Annotated in this window: 18 protein-coding genes; all 18 read left to right on the plus strand. The window is 29.7% G+C overall.

Translation table 11 applies throughout. The features are described 5' to 3' along the window. The first annotated feature begins 62 nt into the window (after positions 1 to 62). The 18 genes from ACTG3V_RS00685 to ACTG3V_RS00770 all read left to right on the plus strand — a co-directional run bounded on the left by ACTG3V_RS00685 (position 63) and on the right by ACTG3V_RS00770 (position 17412). Positions 63 to 296 carry a hypothetical protein gene (locus tag ACTG3V_RS00685; RefSeq protein ID WP_439130190.1) on the plus strand — a complete coding sequence of 78 codons (234 nt, stop codon included), beginning with the start codon at positions 63 to 65 and terminating at the stop codon, positions 294 to 296. A 53-nt stretch (positions 297 to 349) separates the two neighbouring features. Then, positions 350 to 1072 carry a GLPGLI family protein gene (locus tag ACTG3V_RS00690; protein ID WP_439130191.1) on the plus strand — a complete coding sequence of 241 codons (723 nt, stop codon included), beginning with the start codon at positions 350 to 352 and terminating at the stop codon, positions 1070 to 1072. Between the two features lie 209 nt (positions 1073 to 1281). Then, complete coding sequence (locus ACTG3V_RS00695) at positions 1282 to 1560, plus strand: hypothetical protein (RefSeq protein WP_439130192.1); 279 nt, start codon at positions 1282 to 1284, stop codon at positions 1558 to 1560. Between the two features lie 13 nt (positions 1561 to 1573). Then, a complete protein-coding gene (locus ACTG3V_RS00700) occupies positions 1574 to 2323 on the plus strand; it encodes a GLPGLI family protein (RefSeq protein ID WP_439130193.1) in 750 nt (249 codons plus the stop codon). Between the two features lie 178 nt (positions 2324 to 2501). Further along, positions 2502 to 2765, plus strand: coding sequence for a hypothetical protein (locus ACTG3V_RS00705; RefSeq protein ID WP_439130194.1), 264 nt, complete (start codon positions 2502 to 2504; stop codon positions 2763 to 2765). 30 nt (positions 2766 to 2795) lie between these two features. Beyond that, a complete protein-coding gene (locus tag ACTG3V_RS00710; RefSeq protein WP_439130232.1) occupies positions 2796 to 3230 on the plus strand; it encodes a GLPGLI family protein in 435 nt (144 codons plus the stop codon). An 8-nt stretch (positions 3231 to 3238) separates the two neighbouring features. Next, entirely contained in the window at positions 3239 to 5887 is a 2649-nt protein-coding gene (locus ACTG3V_RS00715; RefSeq protein WP_439130195.1) for a carboxypeptidase-like regulatory domain-containing protein, read from the plus strand. A gap of 99 nt (positions 5888 to 5986) precedes the next feature. Next, positions 5987 to 6568 carry a HupE/UreJ family protein gene (locus ACTG3V_RS00720; protein WP_439130196.1) on the plus strand — a complete coding sequence of 194 codons (582 nt, stop codon included), beginning with the start codon at positions 5987 to 5989 and terminating at the stop codon, positions 6566 to 6568. 223 nt (positions 6569 to 6791) lie between these two features. Then, the gene (locus ACTG3V_RS00725) at positions 6792 to 7217 is read left to right on the plus strand and encodes a deoxycytidylate deaminase (RefSeq protein ID WP_439130197.1); all 426 of its coding nucleotides are present in this window, start codon (positions 6792 to 6794) and stop codon (positions 7215 to 7217) included. Continuing rightward, complete coding sequence (locus ACTG3V_RS00730; RefSeq protein ID WP_439130198.1) at positions 7210 to 8781, plus strand: S41 family peptidase; 1572 nt, start codon at positions 7210 to 7212, stop codon at positions 8779 to 8781. Before ACTG3V_RS00725 ends, ACTG3V_RS00730 begins: the two co-directional genes overlap by 8 nt. Positions 8782 to 8796: 15 nt before the next feature. Beyond that, complete coding sequence (locus ACTG3V_RS00735) at positions 8797 to 9561, plus strand: UDP-2,3-diacylglucosamine diphosphatase (protein ID WP_439130199.1); 765 nt, start codon at positions 8797 to 8799, stop codon at positions 9559 to 9561. Positions 9562 to 9671: 110 nt separating this feature from the next. Beyond that, positions 9672 to 10661 carry an AAA family ATPase gene (locus ACTG3V_RS00740; RefSeq protein ID WP_439130200.1) on the plus strand — a complete coding sequence of 330 codons (990 nt, stop codon included), beginning with the start codon at positions 9672 to 9674 and terminating at the stop codon, positions 10659 to 10661. 63 nt (positions 10662 to 10724) lie between these two features. Further along, complete coding sequence (locus tag ACTG3V_RS00745) at positions 10725 to 11594, plus strand: DUF58 domain-containing protein (protein WP_439130201.1); 870 nt, start codon at positions 10725 to 10727, stop codon at positions 11592 to 11594. 66 nt (positions 11595 to 11660) lie between these two features. Then, complete coding sequence (locus ACTG3V_RS00750) at positions 11661 to 12659, plus strand: hypothetical protein (protein WP_439130202.1); 999 nt, start codon at positions 11661 to 11663, stop codon at positions 12657 to 12659. Then, positions 12643 to 13653 carry a vWA domain-containing protein gene (locus tag ACTG3V_RS00755; RefSeq protein ID WP_439130203.1) on the plus strand — a complete coding sequence of 337 codons (1011 nt, stop codon included), beginning with the start codon at positions 12643 to 12645 and terminating at the stop codon, positions 13651 to 13653. The genes ACTG3V_RS00750 and ACTG3V_RS00755 overlap by 17 nt, the downstream gene beginning before the upstream one ends. 86 nt (positions 13654 to 13739) lie before the next feature. Further along, on the plus strand, positions 13740 to 14786 hold the full coding sequence (locus ACTG3V_RS00760) for a vWA domain-containing protein (RefSeq protein ID WP_439130204.1): 1047 nt from the start codon (positions 13740 to 13742) through the stop codon (positions 14784 to 14786). Between the two features lie 6 nt (positions 14787 to 14792). Further along, a complete protein-coding gene (locus ACTG3V_RS00765) occupies positions 14793 to 15629 on the plus strand; it encodes a tetratricopeptide repeat protein (RefSeq protein WP_439130205.1) in 837 nt (278 codons plus the stop codon). 49 nt (positions 15630 to 15678) lie between these two features. Next, positions 15679 to 17412, plus strand: coding sequence for a BatD family protein (locus ACTG3V_RS00770; RefSeq protein WP_439130206.1), 1734 nt, complete (start codon positions 15679 to 15681; stop codon positions 17410 to 17412).

Genomic DNA, 17412 nt, shown 5'->3' on the forward strand with positions numbered 1-17412 from the left:
CTTGTTGAATCAATTAAATACAACAAAATATATTTTATAAATCATTTTAAAAATTAGAAAAAATGAAAAAAGTAGTTTTAAGTTTAGTGTTTGCTTTAATATTTATTTGTGGAACAGAAGCCGTAAATAAAAATAAAAGTGAAGCAGATATAAATAGTGAACCAGATATGGAAGCTTGCTACGAATTTGCTAGTGAGATGGCTGGAATAATTGCAATATGGAATAACAATAGTTTTCAAGAAGAAGATGATGATCTCATTTATTTTATGAGCTTATGTATGGAGCAGCCTTTTTAAAATTAATTTTTAAGGGTGGATATCTCCTGTTTATTTAAAACTTTACGTCAAATATGAAATTTTTAAAATTCTATTTCTATTTTTTTATAATCTTTTCTTCTTATTCACAAAGTGGAGAATTAATTTATGAAGCAGAAATTAAACCAATAGACTTCAAAAAAAAATTAGAAAATGATTCTATTAGTAAATCTCAGAAAGAGACATTAGAAGCTATCTATAAAGATCAGTCTAAAGTGAGGTATAGATTAGTTTTTAATAGAGAAGAATCTTACTTCGAAAAGTATAAAACTATCAATTTAGAAAAAGAGAGGTTAAATTTTGCTGAGAGGAAAATGGGGAAAGGTGTTTATTATATCAACAAAAATTTAAAAGAGATTATTCATCACGAATTTTATTCAGGTCAAGAATTTTTAATAGAAATCCCTTCTTTTAATTGGAAATTAACCCAAGAAAAAAAGAAAATAGGTAAATATATATGCTATAAAGCAACAACATCTAAGTTTGTAGAGGGGCGTAATGGTAAAATGGAAAGAAAAGTTATAGCTTGGTACACTGAAGAAATTCCTTATAACTTTGGACCTAAATATTTTAGTGGTTTACCTGGATTAATCTTAGAACTGCAAGAAGATAATTTATTAATAAAAACTTCTAAAATAATATTAGAGCCTAAAAAGAAACTTGAAATTAAAAAGCCAAATAAAGGTGAAAAAGTAACTTTAAAAGAATATGATTCTATTGTAAAGGAAATGTATTACAATAGACGCAGAAGAAATTAAAAACCTCCGCTTGCGGAAATAAGAAATATAAAAATCTTGCAAATAAATGTATCACTTAAAACCATTGCCTATGTAAAAAACAAATACAAGCAGAAGAAGTGTTGCAAAAGTACCATTTTTTCTACAAGTTTTTAGATGTTTTTTAAACTTGTTGAATCAATTAAATACATCAAAATATATTTTATAAATCATTTTAAAAATTAGAAAAAATGAAAAAAGTAATGTTAAGTTTTGTGTTTGTATTTGCTCTTGTCATGAATACAAGTTCATTTGATAATGAGTTATTAAAAAATCAGGATAACAAAGCCATTAAAATTGAAAATCAAATAGAGAAATCTGAAGAATATACTGGTGCTTGTGAAGATTTCTCAGTTGCAGTTTTTGTAGCTGCTATTGATGATGATATGAGTCTTGAAGATGCTGTAGATTTGGGTAATAATGCAAGATTAATATGTGAAGTGCTTGTTTTAATTGGTCGTTATTTATAATTAGATATAAGATATGAAAAATTCTTTGTTGCTATTCCTAATTTTAATTTTAAGCTCTAAAAGTTTAATGTCTCAAGAGAACACTCTCTTTACAATCACATATGCCAAAATCTTTAATTCTAAACTTGATACAACTAAAACAAGAGAATATAAGAATCAAATTAATAATTTAAATATTCTGTTAAACAAGTATTCTAAGGAGGTTTCTTATAAACTGTCAATTTTGAATCATACTTCTATGTTTGAACCAAACAAGTTTAAAATGGAGAATTCTAATGATAGGATTAAAGCTTTGGCGGGTTCAATTGGGGGTACTAAGGGAAAGTTTTACATTAATAAAAAAGATTCTATCTTCCTCAACAAAAAACATTTTGGAGGTGAGGATTTTGTCGTGAAAATGAATGTAAAAAAATGGGAAATCTTAAGCGAATTTAAATTCATTAATAATTTTAAATGTTACAAGGCAATTTTTTTAGACTCTAATTCTAAAAGAAATAGTAAAAAAGAAGTTATTGCTTGGTTTTGTCCTGAATTACCTAGTTTTTTTGGACCTTCCCTTTATTTTGGTTTACCTGGATTAATTTTAGAGTTGGACAATGGTAAAATAATTCTAAAAGTTAAAGAAATAACTATAAAAAAAGGTGTTAAAAAAAGTAATTTTATTAAACCTTTTGATAAAGGAATAGTTTTGACAGAAAATGAATTTAAAAAAATTGTCAGAAAAAAAGCAGAAGAACAATTTGGAAAATATCTAAAAAATTAAATTAATGGGGGAATTTTAGAGTTTCCCCATTTTATTTAATGGTTATGTTAAATAAGAAAAATTTAGGTTTTTACATAAATGATTATGAAAACTATATCAGCTTGTTAATGATTATTATCTTTCGAAACTATCATAAATTATTTTCGTTCTAAAAGTATAAACCATCAATAAAATAGCTATGAAATTTTTTCTTTCTTGGATGCTCTTACTTAGTTCAACAATCATTTTTACACAACAATTAAGTGGTAAAGTCACTTATGTTGTTTCGATAATTCCTATTTCAGATAAAATGATAGATTCAATATCTAAGAAGAGTGAGTTTAAAAATGTAAAAGTAAATAAAACAATTCGCGACCTTTTAAAAAATGCTCCCAATGTTAATGCATATTTGGAGTTTATTAATGGCGAATCAATTTATTACGCAGAACAAAAAATGAAATAAGATGGCAGGTTCAAATTAAATATTAATAGAATTACAGCAGGTAACAACAATAAAGTATATAAGAATATTAAAACCAAAGAATATCTTCAAGAATATAGAAGAGATAACTTATTGATTGAAAAGAATGATAAAAAATGGAAAATTACGCAAGAAACAAAGAAAATTGGTAAATATTTATGCTTTAAGGCAATAGATATAGAATCTACTAATACAAAGATGAAACCTGTAGTTTGGTTTACACCAGAATTACCTGTTCCTTTTGGTCCTTTAGATTTTAATGGCTTACCAGGTTTGGTTATTAGGGTTGAAATGGCAGGTGGTAGAACTCTAAGTGCTTCAAAAATTGAATTAAACCCTAAAGGGAAAATAATTATCAAAAAGCCTACAGAAGGCGAAAAAATAAGCGAAAAAAAATTTAGAGAACATATGAATATGTTAATTGAAAGTAGAATGGGAAAACAATAAAATTATCAATGAAAAAAAAGACCCTAGCCCTAATACTTTTGTTTTTTACTTATGTAAGTTTTACTCAAACTGTATCGCTATCTGGCACCGTAAAAGACAGTGTACAAAACCCATTATCTTATGCAAACGTAATTGCAAAACCCAAAGACGTTTCTAAAAACTTACAGTTTGCCATAACAGATAATGAAGGGTATTACAAACTAATCTTACAAAAAGGAGATACCATAACCATTAGTATTTCCTATTTGGGTTATAAACCTTTAGAGTATGAATTTATCGCATTAAAATCAATCAAAAAAGATTTTATTTTACAACAATCTTCAGAGCAATTAGATGAAGTAGTCATAGAAATGCCAGTAACTGTTAGAGGAGACACAACTACATACAAAACCAGTAAATTTATTGATGGCTCTGAACGTAAACTTAAAAATGTATTAAAAAAATTGCCTGGAGTTGAAGTTGATAAAAATGGCGGAGTTACTGTGCAAGGCAAAAAAGTAACCAAAATGTTGGTAGATGGCAAAAAGTTTTTTGGAGGCAATTCTAAACTAGCTGTAGAAAATATTCCTGCAGATGCAGTTGGTAATGTGGAAGTTATTGATAATTATAATGAAGTTGCTTTTCTAAAGGGTTTAACAGATTCTGATGAAATGGCAATGAACATCAACCTAAAAGAAGATAAAAAACGTTTTGTTTTTGGAGATATTGAGGCAGGTAAAGGCAATAAAGATTTCTATAAAACCAGTGCCAATTTGTTTTATTATTCCCCAAAAACCAATGTTAACTTTATAGGAAACTTGAATAATATTAACGAGAAAACATTTACGTTTCGAGATTATATGAGTTTTTCTGGTGGTGTAAACGCTGTTTTTAGTGGCAACTTTAATTGGAATAGGGGAGATTTTGCACAATTTATGGAGAGTAATGATGTACTCTCTAGTAAGCAAAAATTTGGCGCGTTAAACATTACAAAAGTAGCCACAGAGCAGTTTGATGTTTCAGGATATGCAATCTTCTCAAATTCTAAAACAGCAAGTTTAGTAGAAAATCAAAACGAATATACAGCCTTTACAGAAGATAGAACTCGCAAAACGAATTTCGATAATTTACTAGGAATTGGAAACCTAAATTTAGAATATACGCCAGATTCCAAATCGAAATTCTATGCAAGAACACAAGTAAAAAGAACCAATAATAGCAATAATCAAAGTCTTACTAGTATTATCAACAACAATACAAATACCATAACTACAGATCGAGATTTAACAGCAACCTACATCAACCAAAATATAGAATGGCACAAAAGACAAAATGACAAAAATACCTTTTCATCAGTAGTGAACTACACGTTTAATAAAAGTGATAAAAGGGCTTTTTGGAAAACACAAGACCCAATTTTACAAGGTTTAATTCCTGCAGATAACAGTCAGACGCTTTTACGAATCAATCAATTAAAAAATACTCAAGAACATAATTTTGATGGTATTTTCAAACACTTTTGGGAAATCAACAACAGCAATCACATTTATACAACCTTAGGAAACAAGTTTTTGCAAGAAGATTTTTTTACAGAAGATACACAACTTTTAGAAGATGGTTCTGTTATTAATTTCGTCAATGGCGGATTTGGAAATGATGTAAACTTTCAGTTAAATGATTTGTTTTTAGGTGCACATTACAAATTCAGAACAGGAATTTTTACCCTAAAACAAGGTTTTGTTGCACATAATTATGCTTGGCAAACCAACCAAAGCCCTACAGTTGATAAAAATAAATGGGTAGTTTTACCAGATTTTTTAGCCAAGATAGAATTTAATAAATCTAAAAAAATCACCATAAATTATAATTTAAAAACCTCTTTTTCTGATGCTAGTAAATTTGCCAATCGTTTTTATTTACAGTCGTATAATTCCGTTTTTAAAGGAAATGAAAATATAGAAAATAACCTTTTTCACGCAGCAAGAATTTATTACAGCAGATTTAGTTTGTATAGAGGTTTAATGCTTTTTGCCAATTTAAATTACAACAAGAAAATAAGAGGAATTAGAAATACAGTAGATTTTAATGATATCAATCAATTTTTAACCGTAAAAATATTCGATAACCCATCAGAAGATTGGCGTGGAAATATCCATTTAGAAAAAACGATAAAAAACCTCAAATACAAGTTCGATGTTGGTTTTAACAACTCTAAATACATTCAAGAACTGAATAATACAATTCAAATGAATACCAATAATAATTACAATTATGAAGTAGCTTTAGAAACGCTGTTTGATAAATTTCCAACCATCGAAATAGGTTTTAAACAAGATATTGGTAATTTTACAGCTAGTACAAATACTTCCAAATTTGTAACCACTCAGCCATTCATCAATATAGATTATAACTTTTTAGAAGATTTCATCTTTAATTTCGATTATACAAAGAGTGATTATCAAAATAAAACCTTAGGGCAAAAAAATACTTATGAAATTGCCAATGCAACGTTATCTTATAAAAAAGAAAATTCTGCTTGGTCTTATAAAATTACTGCTCAAAATTTGTTGAATGCACAATTTAAACAAAGTAACAGCTTTTCAGATTTTTTAATTTCAGATACTAAAACCTTTATTTTACCAAGAATCTTGCTGTTTAGTATTGGTTATAATTTGTAAGTCACTTAATGTAATTTTAAATTTAAAAATTACAGATTACAATTTTTATCTTCAAAATCATTTAAATATATTTGATACATTTATAAACCAAGACATTAAATGGACGATTTTATTCTGTATTTCAAAATGGGTTTAAATCATGTACTAGATTTTACAGCCTATGACCATATTTTATTTTTAATCGTTTTAGCCGTAGTTTTTAGTTTCTACGAAGTAAAAAAAGTATTATGGCTGGTTACTTTGTTTACTTTAGGGCACTCACTAACATTGGCATTATCAGCCTTCGAAGTTTTAAAAATTAGAGTAGACATTATCGAATTTTTAATACCACTTACCATTTTTATTACAGGTGTTGTAAACATCTATAATTCTAGTAAAAGATCTACAAAAAAAGATAATATCAACTTAGTTTTTGCGCTGTTTTTTGGCTTAATTCACGGTTTGGGCTTTTCAAATTATTTTAAAATGATGATTGGTAAAGAAGAAAGTAAACTCTTTCCATTAATAGAATTTGCCTTAGGTATTGAAGTTGCCCAAATAATTATTGTAATTGGTATTTTATTTATTGGGGCTTTGGTGCAAAATCACCTAAAAGTTTCTAAAAGAGATTGGATTTTGGTTTTGTCATCCATCGTTATTGGTTTTGCTATTCAAATGATGGTAGAAAGAGTATTTTGGTAGACTTGAACTTGGTCAGCAAGTTGATATAATTTTGTTTTTGAATTGTTTTGATAAAATCTTTTAAGCTATTATATGCAGTACAAGTCTATATTGAACTAGTTTTAATATCTTATCATTTCAAAATGTTTAAACATTTTATCAATACCTTCTAATCGTTAATTTTTAGGTTAAAAATTCTATATTAAGAGTTTTTATTCTGCAAATCTTTTTATTTTCGTTGTTGATGACAGAAAAAAAGCAATTAAAGTACGATATAGCCTATTTAAAAATGGCAAGAGAATGGGGCAAACTATCGCATTGCAAGCGCAAACAAGTTGGCGCTTTAATCGTAAAAGAACGCATGATTATTTCTGATGGTTTTAATGGCACACCATCTGGTTTTGATAATTGTTGCGAAGATGAAGACGGTAAAACAAAATGGGAAGTTTTACATGCAGAAGCCAATGCAATTTTAAAAGTGGCCTCATCTACACAATCTGCAAAAGGAGCAACTTTATACATTACCTTATCGCCTTGTACGCAATGTAGCAAACTTATTCATCAAGCAGGAATCAAAAGAGTGGTGTATGCAAAAGCATATCGAGATTTATCAGGAATCGAATTTTTAGAAAAAGCAGGTGTAGAAATTAAGAATTTACCTTATGAATAAAAATAATTTACCCATATATTTTGCAATAGCTGTAATTTTAGGCATTTTAATTGGTGTTTTTTTTGGCGGAAATTCTAATGGCTTAACATCATTTACCAAAAACCCTTCTCAAGAGCAAAAAATAAAAAGACTCATCAATTTTATAGAACAAGATTATGTAGATGATGTTAATACAGACGATTTATTAGATGGTGCCATCACGCAAATGTTGGGTAAACTAGATCCGCATTCGGTTTATATTCCTAAAGAAAATCAGCAAGCCAATATCGAGAACATGCAAGGTAATTTTGTAGGGATTGGTGTGCAGTTTAGAATGATAAAAGATTCCATTACTGTTGTACAACCAATAAAAGGTGGGCCAAGTATTAAAGCAGGTATCAAAGCTGGTGACCGTATTTTAATGGCAAATAAAGATACCTTGTATGGTAAAAAATTTAGAAGCGGTACAGTACCAAAATATTTAAAAGGCAAGCCAAAAACAAAAGTAAACCTTCAAGTGTATAGAAAAAGTAACGATTCTTTATTTAATGTAGCCATTACTCGTGGAAAAGTAAATATTAAAAGTGTAGACCTTGCTTATATGATTAACGATTCTTTAGGGTATATAAAATTAGATCGTTTTGCAAGAAATACCTATCGCGAATTTAAATCGTCTTTAACTACTTTAATAGATAGTGGAATGACAGATTTGGTTATCGATTTACGAGGAAATGGAGGTGGTTTTATTGATATTGCCACCAGAATTATCGATGAGTTTTTAGAAGATGATAAATTAATGGTATTCACCAAAAATAATAAAGACGAAATCGAGGAGTACGAAGCAACAGAAATTGGTGCGTTCGAAAAAGGTGGTTTATATGTTTTAATTGATGAAAATTCTGCCTCTGCTTCAGAAATTGTGGCAGGTGCTTTACAAGATAATGACAAAGGTACCATTATTGGTAGGCGCTCTTTTGGAAAAGGCTTGGTACAAATAGAAATGGATTTAGGTGATGGTTCTGCAGTGCGTTTAACTACTGCAAGATATTTTACACCTACAGGACGCTCCATTCAAAAACCATACAGTAAAAATGGTGATAAAAACTACAGGAAAGATTATCAAAATAGATTAGCTAGTGGCGAGTTGTTAAGTAAAGACAGTATTAAAGTAATCGATTCTTTAAAATTTAAAACACCAAAAGGTAAAATTGTGTATGGAGGTGGTGGTATTATTCCAGATGTTTTTGTTGCAATTGATACTACATCTTATATGTCTAACTTTTATTTTAATACCATAAATAATTTTGCTTTTGATTATGTAGATAATAACAGAACAAAACTTTCAAGTTGGACAGTAGATACTTTTATTAAAGAGTTTGATAAAGATGAAATTGTATTTGATCGCTATTTAGCCAAAATAAAAGACCGTGCAAAACCATCTTTCAAAACTAAAAAAAGCCTAAAAAAATACTTATATGCATCTATTGCCAATGTACTTTTTGGCGATGTTGGTTTTTACAGAATCATTCATCAAGATGATAAAATGTTGCAAAAAGTATTAGAGTTGGAAAGTAAAAAGGAATAGCGTTTCTTTGCAAAGATGATAGAAATAACCACATCTAAAGACCAAAAAGTTTATTTTGCTTCAGACCAACATTTGGGAGCACCAACTGCAAACGAAAGTTTTGTAAGAGAAAAAAAGTTTCTAGCTTGGTTAAATGAAGTAAAAAAAGACGCTGCAGCTATTTTTTTAGTAGGTGATTTATTCGATTTTTGGTTCGAGTATAAAACAGTAGTTCCTAAAGGATTTGTAAGAGTTTTAGGAAAATTAGCAGAAATTAAAGACTCAGGAATCCCAATTTATTTCTTTGTGGGCAATCACGATTTATGGATGAATGATTACTTTGAAAAAGAACTAAACATACCTGTTTATCATAAACCACAAGTTTTTATCATCAACAAAAAAAAGGTTTTTATTGGTCATGGAGATGGTTTAGGGCCTCATGATAAAGGTTTTAAACGCCTAAAAAAAGTATTTACTTTTCCACTATTTCAATGGATGTTTCGATGGTTACACCCAGATATAGGCATAAAATTAGGCTTGTATATGTCTCATAGAAACAAAATGATTTCAGGTGATGATGATGTTAAGTTTTTAGGAAACGAAAAAGAGTGGTTGGTGCAATACTGCAAACGAAAACTAGAAGCCAATCATTACGATTTTTTTGTTTTTGGCCATAGGCATTTACCATTAGATATTCAATTGAACAATAATAGTAGGTATATTAATCTTGGAGATTGGGTAAGTCATTTTACTTATGGAGAATTCGCAAATTCTAACATACAATTAAAGAACTTCAACTAAGTTAGCAGTAGCGCTAAAATACTAATCATCTTTAACCTTGTTTTAACAGATTAATTTTGTTAAAATTGTAGCTTTGTTTCACAAAATTTAATAATTAATTGTTATAAACAATGGACGTAGATGTTAGAGCTATTAACGAAAAAATAGAGAGAGAAAGTGCCTTTATAGATATTCTTACTTTAGAAATGAATAAAGTAATTGTAGGCCAAAAACAAATGATTGAAAGTTTGTTAATTGGTTTGTTAGGTAATGGCCATATCTTATTAGAGGGTGTGCCAGGTTTAGCAAAAACCTTAGCAATTAACACATTATCAAAAGCAGTACAGGGTTCTTTTAGTAGAGTGCAATTTACACCAGATTTATTACCTGCAGATGTTGTTGGAACCATGATTTACAACATGCAGCAAAATAGCTTTGAAATTAAAAAAGGACCAATTTTTGCAAATTTTGTTTTAGCAGATGAAATTAACAGAGCACCAGCAAAAGTACAATCGGCTTTGTTAGAGGCCATGCAAGAACGTCAAATAACCATTGGTGATACTACCTTTAAATTAGATGAACCATTTTTAGTAATGGCAACTCAAAACCCTGTAGAACAAGAAGGTACATATCCTTTGCCAGAAGCACAGGTAGATCGTTTTATGCTAAAAGTGGTTATTGATTATCCTAAATTATTAGATGAGCAAATTATAATGCGTCAAAACTTGTCAGGTGGTTTTACAAAGGTAAATCCGGTAATAAAAGTTGATGAAATTATAAGAGCAAGAGAGGTTGTTAATGAAGTATATATGGACGAGAAAATCGAAAAATATATTTTAGACATCATTTTTGCAACACGTTATCCAGAAAAATACAACTTACCAGATTTAAAAGACTTAATTAGTTTTGGAGCTTCACCAAGGGGAAGTATCAACTTGGCAAAGGCAGCAAAATGTTATGCATTTATTAAAAGAAGAGGTTATGTAATTCCAGAAGATGTAAGAGCGGTAGTAACCGATGTTTTACGTCATAGAATTGGTATTACTTACGAAGCCGAAGCTGAAAATGTAACTTCTGTAGATATCATTAACTTAATCATCAACGAAGTAGAAGTACCTTAAAATTAGCTCTTAGCATTTAGCAATTAGCCAACAGCGAAAAGCAAAAAGCCAACAGCTTAAAATATGGATACCAAAGAAATACTAAAAAAAGTTCGTAAAATAGAAATTAAGACAAAGCGCTTGTCTAATGATATTTTTGGAGGAGAATACCATTCATCTTTTAAAGGACGTGGTATGACATTTTCTGAAGTGCGCCAATATCAATTTGGAGATGATGTAAGAGGAATTGATTGGAATGTTACAGCACGTTACAACGAACCTTATGTTAAAGTTTTTGAAGAAGAACGCGAATTAACCATGATGTTAATGGTAGATGTTTCAGGATCTGAACTTTTTGGAACTACCAATCAATTTAAAAAAGATACAGTTACCGAAATTGCAGCAACTTTAGCTTTTTCTGCCACTCAAAATAACGACAAAGTTGGTTTGATTTTATTTTCTGATGATATTGAACTTTTTATTCCTCCCAAAAAAGGAAAGAGTCATGTATTGAGAATTATTAGAGAGTTAATAGAGTTTAAACCAAAAAGTACAAAAACAAATATTGATGTTGCTTTAAAGTTTTTGTCGAGCGTTTTAAAAAAGCGAGCAATTGTGTTTATGTTATCCGATTTTATGGATGATGATTATGAAAAAAGTGCAAAAATAGCAGGAAGCAAACACGATTTAACAGGCATTCGAGTTTACGATAAACACGATGAGGAAATCCCTAATTTAGGAATGGTACCTATGTTAGATGCAGAAACAGGTAATGTTCAATTGGTAAATACAGCTTCTAAAACTACAAGAAGAAATTATAAAGCAAATGCTTTACGATTAACAGATTATTATATCAATACGTTTTTAAGAAGTGGTGCAGGTACAATAAATACAAGAGTAGACGAAAGTTATGTAAAAAAACTGTTAGGATATTTTAAACATAAAGGTAGATAAAAACCTATCCTATTTCAGCATTAAGGGAAAGAGTTGTAGACGAAAAATTAAGGAAAATTTAAAAAGTTGAAAAAAAGTACCATACATATCAAACCTTCTAAAAGTGATAAGGAAGCACAAGCGAAACGCTTTCTTTCCTTTGGAAATAGCGTTAGAGAGATAAGCTTTCTTTTTATTATTTTTTGTGTTTCTTTTGCTTTTTCTCAAGACAAAATTGTAAAAGCACAAGTAGAAACTTCGAATATCAGAATAGGTGAGCAGTTTAGCTATAAAATTACAGTAAAAGATGTTGACAAGGTAATTTTACCAAAATTAGAATTGAAAGGCTTAGAAGTTGTAGATTCTTCTAAAATTGATACCATAAATTATATGCTTATTCAAAAGTATAAAATTACAGGTTTTGATAGTGGTTCATTTTACATTCCACAGCAGCAAGTTTTTATAAGAAATCAAGCTTATCTTACAGATTCAATTTTAATAAATGTAGCCACAGTACCAATTGATACTACAAAAATTAAAAAATATCCAATTAAATCAATCAAAAAAGAACCTTATGTTTTTGATGATTTTGTGCTTTATATTTATTTATTAATTGCTGCCTTATTAATTATTGGTTTTTGGATTTATTGGTTTGTTATCCGAAAGAAAAAAGAAGAAGAAGAAAAACCAACTTATGTTGCTTTGGCTCCTTATGACGAAGCGATGCATAAATTACATGAGTTAGACGAAAAACTATTGTGGCAAAACAACAAAGTAAAACAGTATTATAGTGAGTTGACAGATATTATTCGTGCCTACATAGAGCGTGAATTGAAAGTGCCAGCTTTAGAAAAAACATCCGATGAAATTATAGAAACTTTAAACGATTTCTATGAAGCCAATACCATTAACACCACCCAAGAAAACATTAAAAAACTAAGAGACTTGTTTCAAGAAGCAGATTTGGTGAAGTTTGCAAAATCAAAACCATTGGCATCAGAAATTGAAGAGGATAGAAAAGATGCAGAGCAAGTTGTGCATAATTTAAAACCTAAACCCGTAATTAAGGATGAAGAATTGGAGTAATTTCGAGCTTTTAAATCCAGAATTTTTGTGGTTGCTAATACTCATTCCGTTATTAGCAGTTTGGTATTTCATTGTCCGCAAAAAAGATGCTGCAATTTTAACGGTACCAAGTATAAAAGGGTTTCAAGTAAACACCTCTTTAGTAGCCAAATTAAAACCAATTTTATACGTTTTAAGATTATTAGCCTTAGCTGCCATAATTTTTGCTTTAGCAAGACCTAGAAATGTTTCCGTAAGTAAAAAAACAAAATCAAATAAGGGGATAGATATTGTAATGGCAATTGATGTTTCTGCAAGTATGTTGGCTAGAGATTTAAAACCAAATAGGTTAGAAGCCTTAAAAAAAGTGGCAGTTACTTTTGTAAATAAACGTCCTAATGATAGAATTGGAATCGTGGTATATGCAGGAGAAAGTTTTACGCAAACACCTATTACAAGCGATAAATCTATTGTAAAAAGAACTATTGAAGGTTTACAATGGGGACAATTAGAAGGTGGTACAGCTATAGGAATGGGCTTGGGTTCTGGCGTAAATCGATTAAAAGAAAGTAAAGCAAAAAGTAAAGTAATTATTTTGTTAACAGATGGTGTTAACAATTCTGGAAATATAGACCCAAGAACGGCTACTGAGTTGGCTAAAGAATTGGGTATAAAAGTATATACAATCGGAATTGGAACAAACGGAATGGCAGATTTTCCATGGGCAAAAGATCCAAGAACAGGCCAATTACAGTTTAGAAAACAACAAGTAGAAATTGACGAAGCACTCTTAAAAGAAATAGCTTCAGAAACCAATGGAAAGTATTTTAGAGCCACAAACAACGATAAATTGGCTAAAATATATGATGAAATTGATAAACTAGAAAAAACAAAAATTGAAGAGTTTAAATATTACAATTACCAAGAAATGTATAGAGATTTGGTGTTTTTAGCCCTTGGTTTATTACTATTAGAGTTTTTGTTAAGAAATACAGTGTTTAAGAGTTTTATTTAAAATAAGTTCTTAAAGTAAGAAAGTTCAAAAGTTATAAAGTTACTTTATAACGTTTTTACTTTTCAACTTTTAAACTAAAAATAGAAATGTACAAATTAGAAGAACCAACTTATTTTTATCTATTAGCAATCATTCCAATATTGATTGTTTTTTTTCTATTGATTTTATGGTGGAAAAAAAGAACACAACGTAAATTTTCAAATCCAGAATTATTAAAGAAAATAGCACCCAATACATCAACGTTTAAAAATACGTTAAAGTTGATTATGCTAATTTTAGGAATCACTTTTTTAGTAATTGCTTTGGTAAACCCAAAAATGGGCTCTAAACTAAAAACGGTTAAAAGAGAAGGTGTAGATGTGGTTTTTGCTTTAGATGTTTCTAAAAGTATGTTGGCTGAAGACATTGCACCAAACAGATTAGAAAAGGCGAAACAAATCATCTCTAAAATTATTGATAAACTAGGTTCAGATAGGGTAGGTGTTATCATTTACGCAGGTAATTCATATCCGCTTTTACCAATTACTACAGATCATGCAGCCGCTAATATGTTTTTGCAAAACGCCAATCCAGATATGGTTTCTAGTCAAGGTACAGCCATAAATGAAGCCCTTGAATTGGCAAAAACGTATTATAATAATGATGAACAAACCAACCGTTTTTTAATCATTATTTCAGATGGTGAAGACCATCAAGAAGAAACCAAACAAATGGCACAAAATTTGTCTAATGAAGGTGTAAAAGTATATACAGTTGGTGTTGGTACAGAAAAAGGAGGGCCAATTCCTATGCGCTTAAATGGCTCTATGATTGGTTATAAAAAAGACAGAAAAGGCGAAACTGTAATTACAAAACGTCAGCCAGATGTGTTAGCAGATATTGCAGATGTTGCCAATGGTAGGTATATTGATGGTAATGTTACTGAAAATCCTGTAAAACAGATTTCAGAAATTATTGCCAACGCACAAAAAAGTGAATTCGAAACGAAACAGTTTTCAGATTATAAAGATCAATTTCAATGGTTTTTAGCCATTGCTATCGTGTTTTTACTGTTAGATATTTTCTTGTTAGATAGAAAAACAAAATGGTTAAAAAAGATTGATTTATTTAATGAAGAAAAATCAAAACAATAATTAATAATGAAAATTTATTTAAACATCGTAGTGCTTTGCTTAATGCTATTTTCATCAAAAGAAATTGTAGCACAAAAAGATTCTATTGCTCAACAACGTAAAGCAAGAAAAATGGTGAGGCAAGGCAATAAATTGTATCAACAAAAACAATTTACAGATGCTTCTGTGGCATATCAAAAAGCCTTAGGCAATAACTCAAATTACGATAAAGCTAGCTATAATTTGGGTAATGCTTTGTATCAAAATAAAAATTTTAAAGAAGCGGTTCCTCAATACGAATTAACTGCAAAAACCGCAGAAGACAAGTACACAAAAGCAGAAGCCTATCATAATTTAGGAAATGCTATGATGGAAACCAAAAATTATCAAGGTGCAGTTGAGGCGTTTAAAAATTCGTTGAGAAATAATCCTAATGATGATGAAACGCGTTACAATTTAGCAGTTGCTAAAAAATTGTTAGACAAGCAGAATAAGGAAAATAAGGACGATAAGAATAAGGACAATAAAGATAACAAAGACAAAAAAGATAAAGAAAACAAAGATAAAGACGATAAGAATAAAGACAAGGACAAGAAAGATGGTGATGATGAGAAAGATAAAAAGGATAAAGACGACAAAGATAAAGATGGTGAAGGAGATAAGGATAAAGACAAAAAGCAAGATCCTAAAAAAGATGATCAAAAAGATCAAAAACAAAAGCCTAAACCACAACAAGGAAAAATGTCTCCTCAACAGATTAAGCAGTTGCTAGAAAGTTTAAATAATGAGGAAAAAAAGACACAAAAGAAAATGAATGCCAAAAAAGCAAAAGGTAAAAAGGTAAAACAAGAAAAAGATTGGTAAATTAGACCCCTTTAAGAAGAAGATGAAGTTGAAATTTTACATATCGCTATTGATAACTTTACTTACACTTTCTTTATCTGCTCAAAAACCAGAATTAAAAGTAAGTGTTAGTAAGAATAAATTGGGCTTAAATCAACGCTTAAGAATAGAATTTTCTGTCAATAAACAAGGTGCAGATGACTTTACACCACCAAAATTCGACGATTTTAGAGTAATTCAAGGGCCAAGTCAATCCATCAGTCAATCTTGGATCAATGGTAAAGTTAGTTTTTCAAAATCATATAGTTATATTATAAAACCTAAAAGAAAAGGTGAGTTAATTATTGGTCCTGCTAGTATAAAATTAAATGGAGCCACACTCAATTCTAAAATGATTAAAGTGGTGGTTTTAGATGCTATTGATTTACCAAGTAATCCAAATGATCCAGAATACATTGCACAGCAAAATATTCATTTAGTTGCAGAAATTTCTAAAGCAAAACCCTTTGTAGGTGAAGGAATTTATGTAGAATACAGACTCTATGTAAGTGAAAACATAAGTGTTTATGATACTTCTGTTACAGAAGCACCACAATATAATGGTTTCTGGAACCAAGAAATCAAAATCAACGGTTTTCCTGTAAAAATGGGAAAATACAATGGTGAAGATTACAGATATATTGTACTACAAAAAGCACTGTTGATTCCTACAAAAACAGGTAAATTAACTATTGATCCCATGAAAATGGATATTGTAATTGGTGTTCCAACAGGTAGAGCAGACTTTTTTGGAAACGTGATTACTAAGAATATTCGAAAAGAATTTGCATCACCAAAAAAAGTAGTAAGCCCCAAAAGTCTTCCTTTAGAGGGTAAACCAGAGAATTTTACAGGTGCAGTTGGGCAATTTAATTTTGATGTTTCTTTGAGTAAAGAAGTACTAAAAGCCAATGAATCTTCACAAATAAAAGTAGCAATTTCAGGCAAAGGAAACTTAAAACTATTTGAATTGCCAGAAGTTACTACTCCTGTTGAATTAGAAAAATATCAACCAGAAAGAAAGGAAAACGTAAGAATTGCTACAGATGGTTTACGAGGCTCAGTAACAGATGTATATACGGTTGTGCCTCAATATAAAGGAAAGTACAAAATACCAAGTGTTGGCTTTTCGTACTTTAATCCAAAAACAAAAAAATACGAATCTATTAACACAAACGATTTGTATGTTGATGTAACAGAAGGTAAAGAATTGCCTGCAAATACAACAAATTCTGTAGAAAAGAAAGCAGTTGTTTTAACGGGTAAAAATTTCAGATACATACAAACTCAAACTGATTTAGAAACGAGTGAAAATGATGATTTTTATAAATCAAATCTATTTTACATCTTACTTTTCTTACCATTAATCATTATACCTTTAGGTATTATTATTGCCAAAAACAACGAAAAACGCAATAGCGATGTTGTTGGTTTAAAATTAAGAAGAGCCGAAAAATTAGCAAAGAAATATTTATCTGAAGCACAAAAACAACTAGGTAAAAAAGAGGCTTTTTACGAAGCTTTAGAGCGTGCTTTGCATAATTATTTAAAAGCAAAATTAGGGGTAGAAACTGGTGATATAAGTAAAGAAAATATTACCAAAATTTTAGAAGAAAAAAATATAAGTGAAACAACAATTAAGCACTTTATAGATGTTTTAAAAGCGTCGGACTTTGCACGTTATACACCTGTAACCGATACAGAAATGAAACAAGAATTTGAAAGAGCTAAACAAGTAATCGTTGAATTAGATAAACAGTTGTAA

This window comes from Polaribacter sp., assembly GCF_965660385.1.
Taxonomy (GTDB): domain Bacteria; phylum Bacteroidota; class Bacteroidia; order Flavobacteriales; family Flavobacteriaceae; genus Polaribacter.

Excerpts from the sequence above, each read along its gene's own strand:
- ACTG3V_RS00685 (WP_439130190.1), top strand. The coding sequence starts at position 63 with ATGAAAAAAGTAGTTTTAAGTTTAGTGTTTGCTTTAATATTTATTTGT.
- ACTG3V_RS00690 (WP_439130191.1), top strand. The coding sequence starts at position 350 with ATGAAATTTTTAAAATTCTATTTCTATTTTTTTATAATCTTTTCTTCT.
- ACTG3V_RS00695 (WP_439130192.1), top strand. The coding sequence starts at position 1,282 with ATGAAAAAAGTAATGTTAAGTTTTGTGTTTGTATTTGCTCTTGTCATG.
- ACTG3V_RS00700 (WP_439130193.1), top strand. The coding sequence starts at position 1,574 with ATGAAAAATTCTTTGTTGCTATTCCTAATTTTAATTTTAAGCTCTAAA.
- ACTG3V_RS00705 (WP_439130194.1), top strand. The coding sequence starts at position 2,502 with ATGAAATTTTTTCTTTCTTGGATGCTCTTACTTAGTTCAACAATCATT.
- ACTG3V_RS00715 (WP_439130195.1), top strand. The coding sequence starts at position 3,239 with ATGAAAAAAAAGACCCTAGCCCTAATACTTTTGTTTTTTACTTATGTA.
- ACTG3V_RS00720 (WP_439130196.1), top strand. The coding sequence starts at position 5,987 with ATGGACGATTTTATTCTGTATTTCAAAATGGGTTTAAATCATGTACTA.
- ACTG3V_RS00725 (WP_439130197.1), top strand. The coding sequence starts at position 6,792 with ATGACAGAAAAAAAGCAATTAAAGTACGATATAGCCTATTTAAAAATG.
- ACTG3V_RS00730 (WP_439130198.1), top strand. The coding sequence starts at position 7,210 with ATGAATAAAAATAATTTACCCATATATTTTGCAATAGCTGTAATTTTA.
- ACTG3V_RS00735 (WP_439130199.1), top strand. The coding sequence starts at position 8,797 with ATGATAGAAATAACCACATCTAAAGACCAAAAAGTTTATTTTGCTTCA.
- ACTG3V_RS00740 (WP_439130200.1), top strand. The coding sequence starts at position 9,672 with ATGGACGTAGATGTTAGAGCTATTAACGAAAAAATAGAGAGAGAAAGT.
- ACTG3V_RS00745 (WP_439130201.1), top strand. The coding sequence starts at position 10,725 with ATGGATACCAAAGAAATACTAAAAAAAGTTCGTAAAATAGAAATTAAG.
- ACTG3V_RS00755 (WP_439130203.1), top strand. The coding sequence starts at position 12,643 with ATGAAGAATTGGAGTAATTTCGAGCTTTTAAATCCAGAATTTTTGTGG.
- ACTG3V_RS00760 (WP_439130204.1), top strand. The coding sequence starts at position 13,740 with ATGTACAAATTAGAAGAACCAACTTATTTTTATCTATTAGCAATCATT.
- ACTG3V_RS00765 (WP_439130205.1), top strand. The coding sequence starts at position 14,793 with ATGAAAATTTATTTAAACATCGTAGTGCTTTGCTTAATGCTATTTTCA.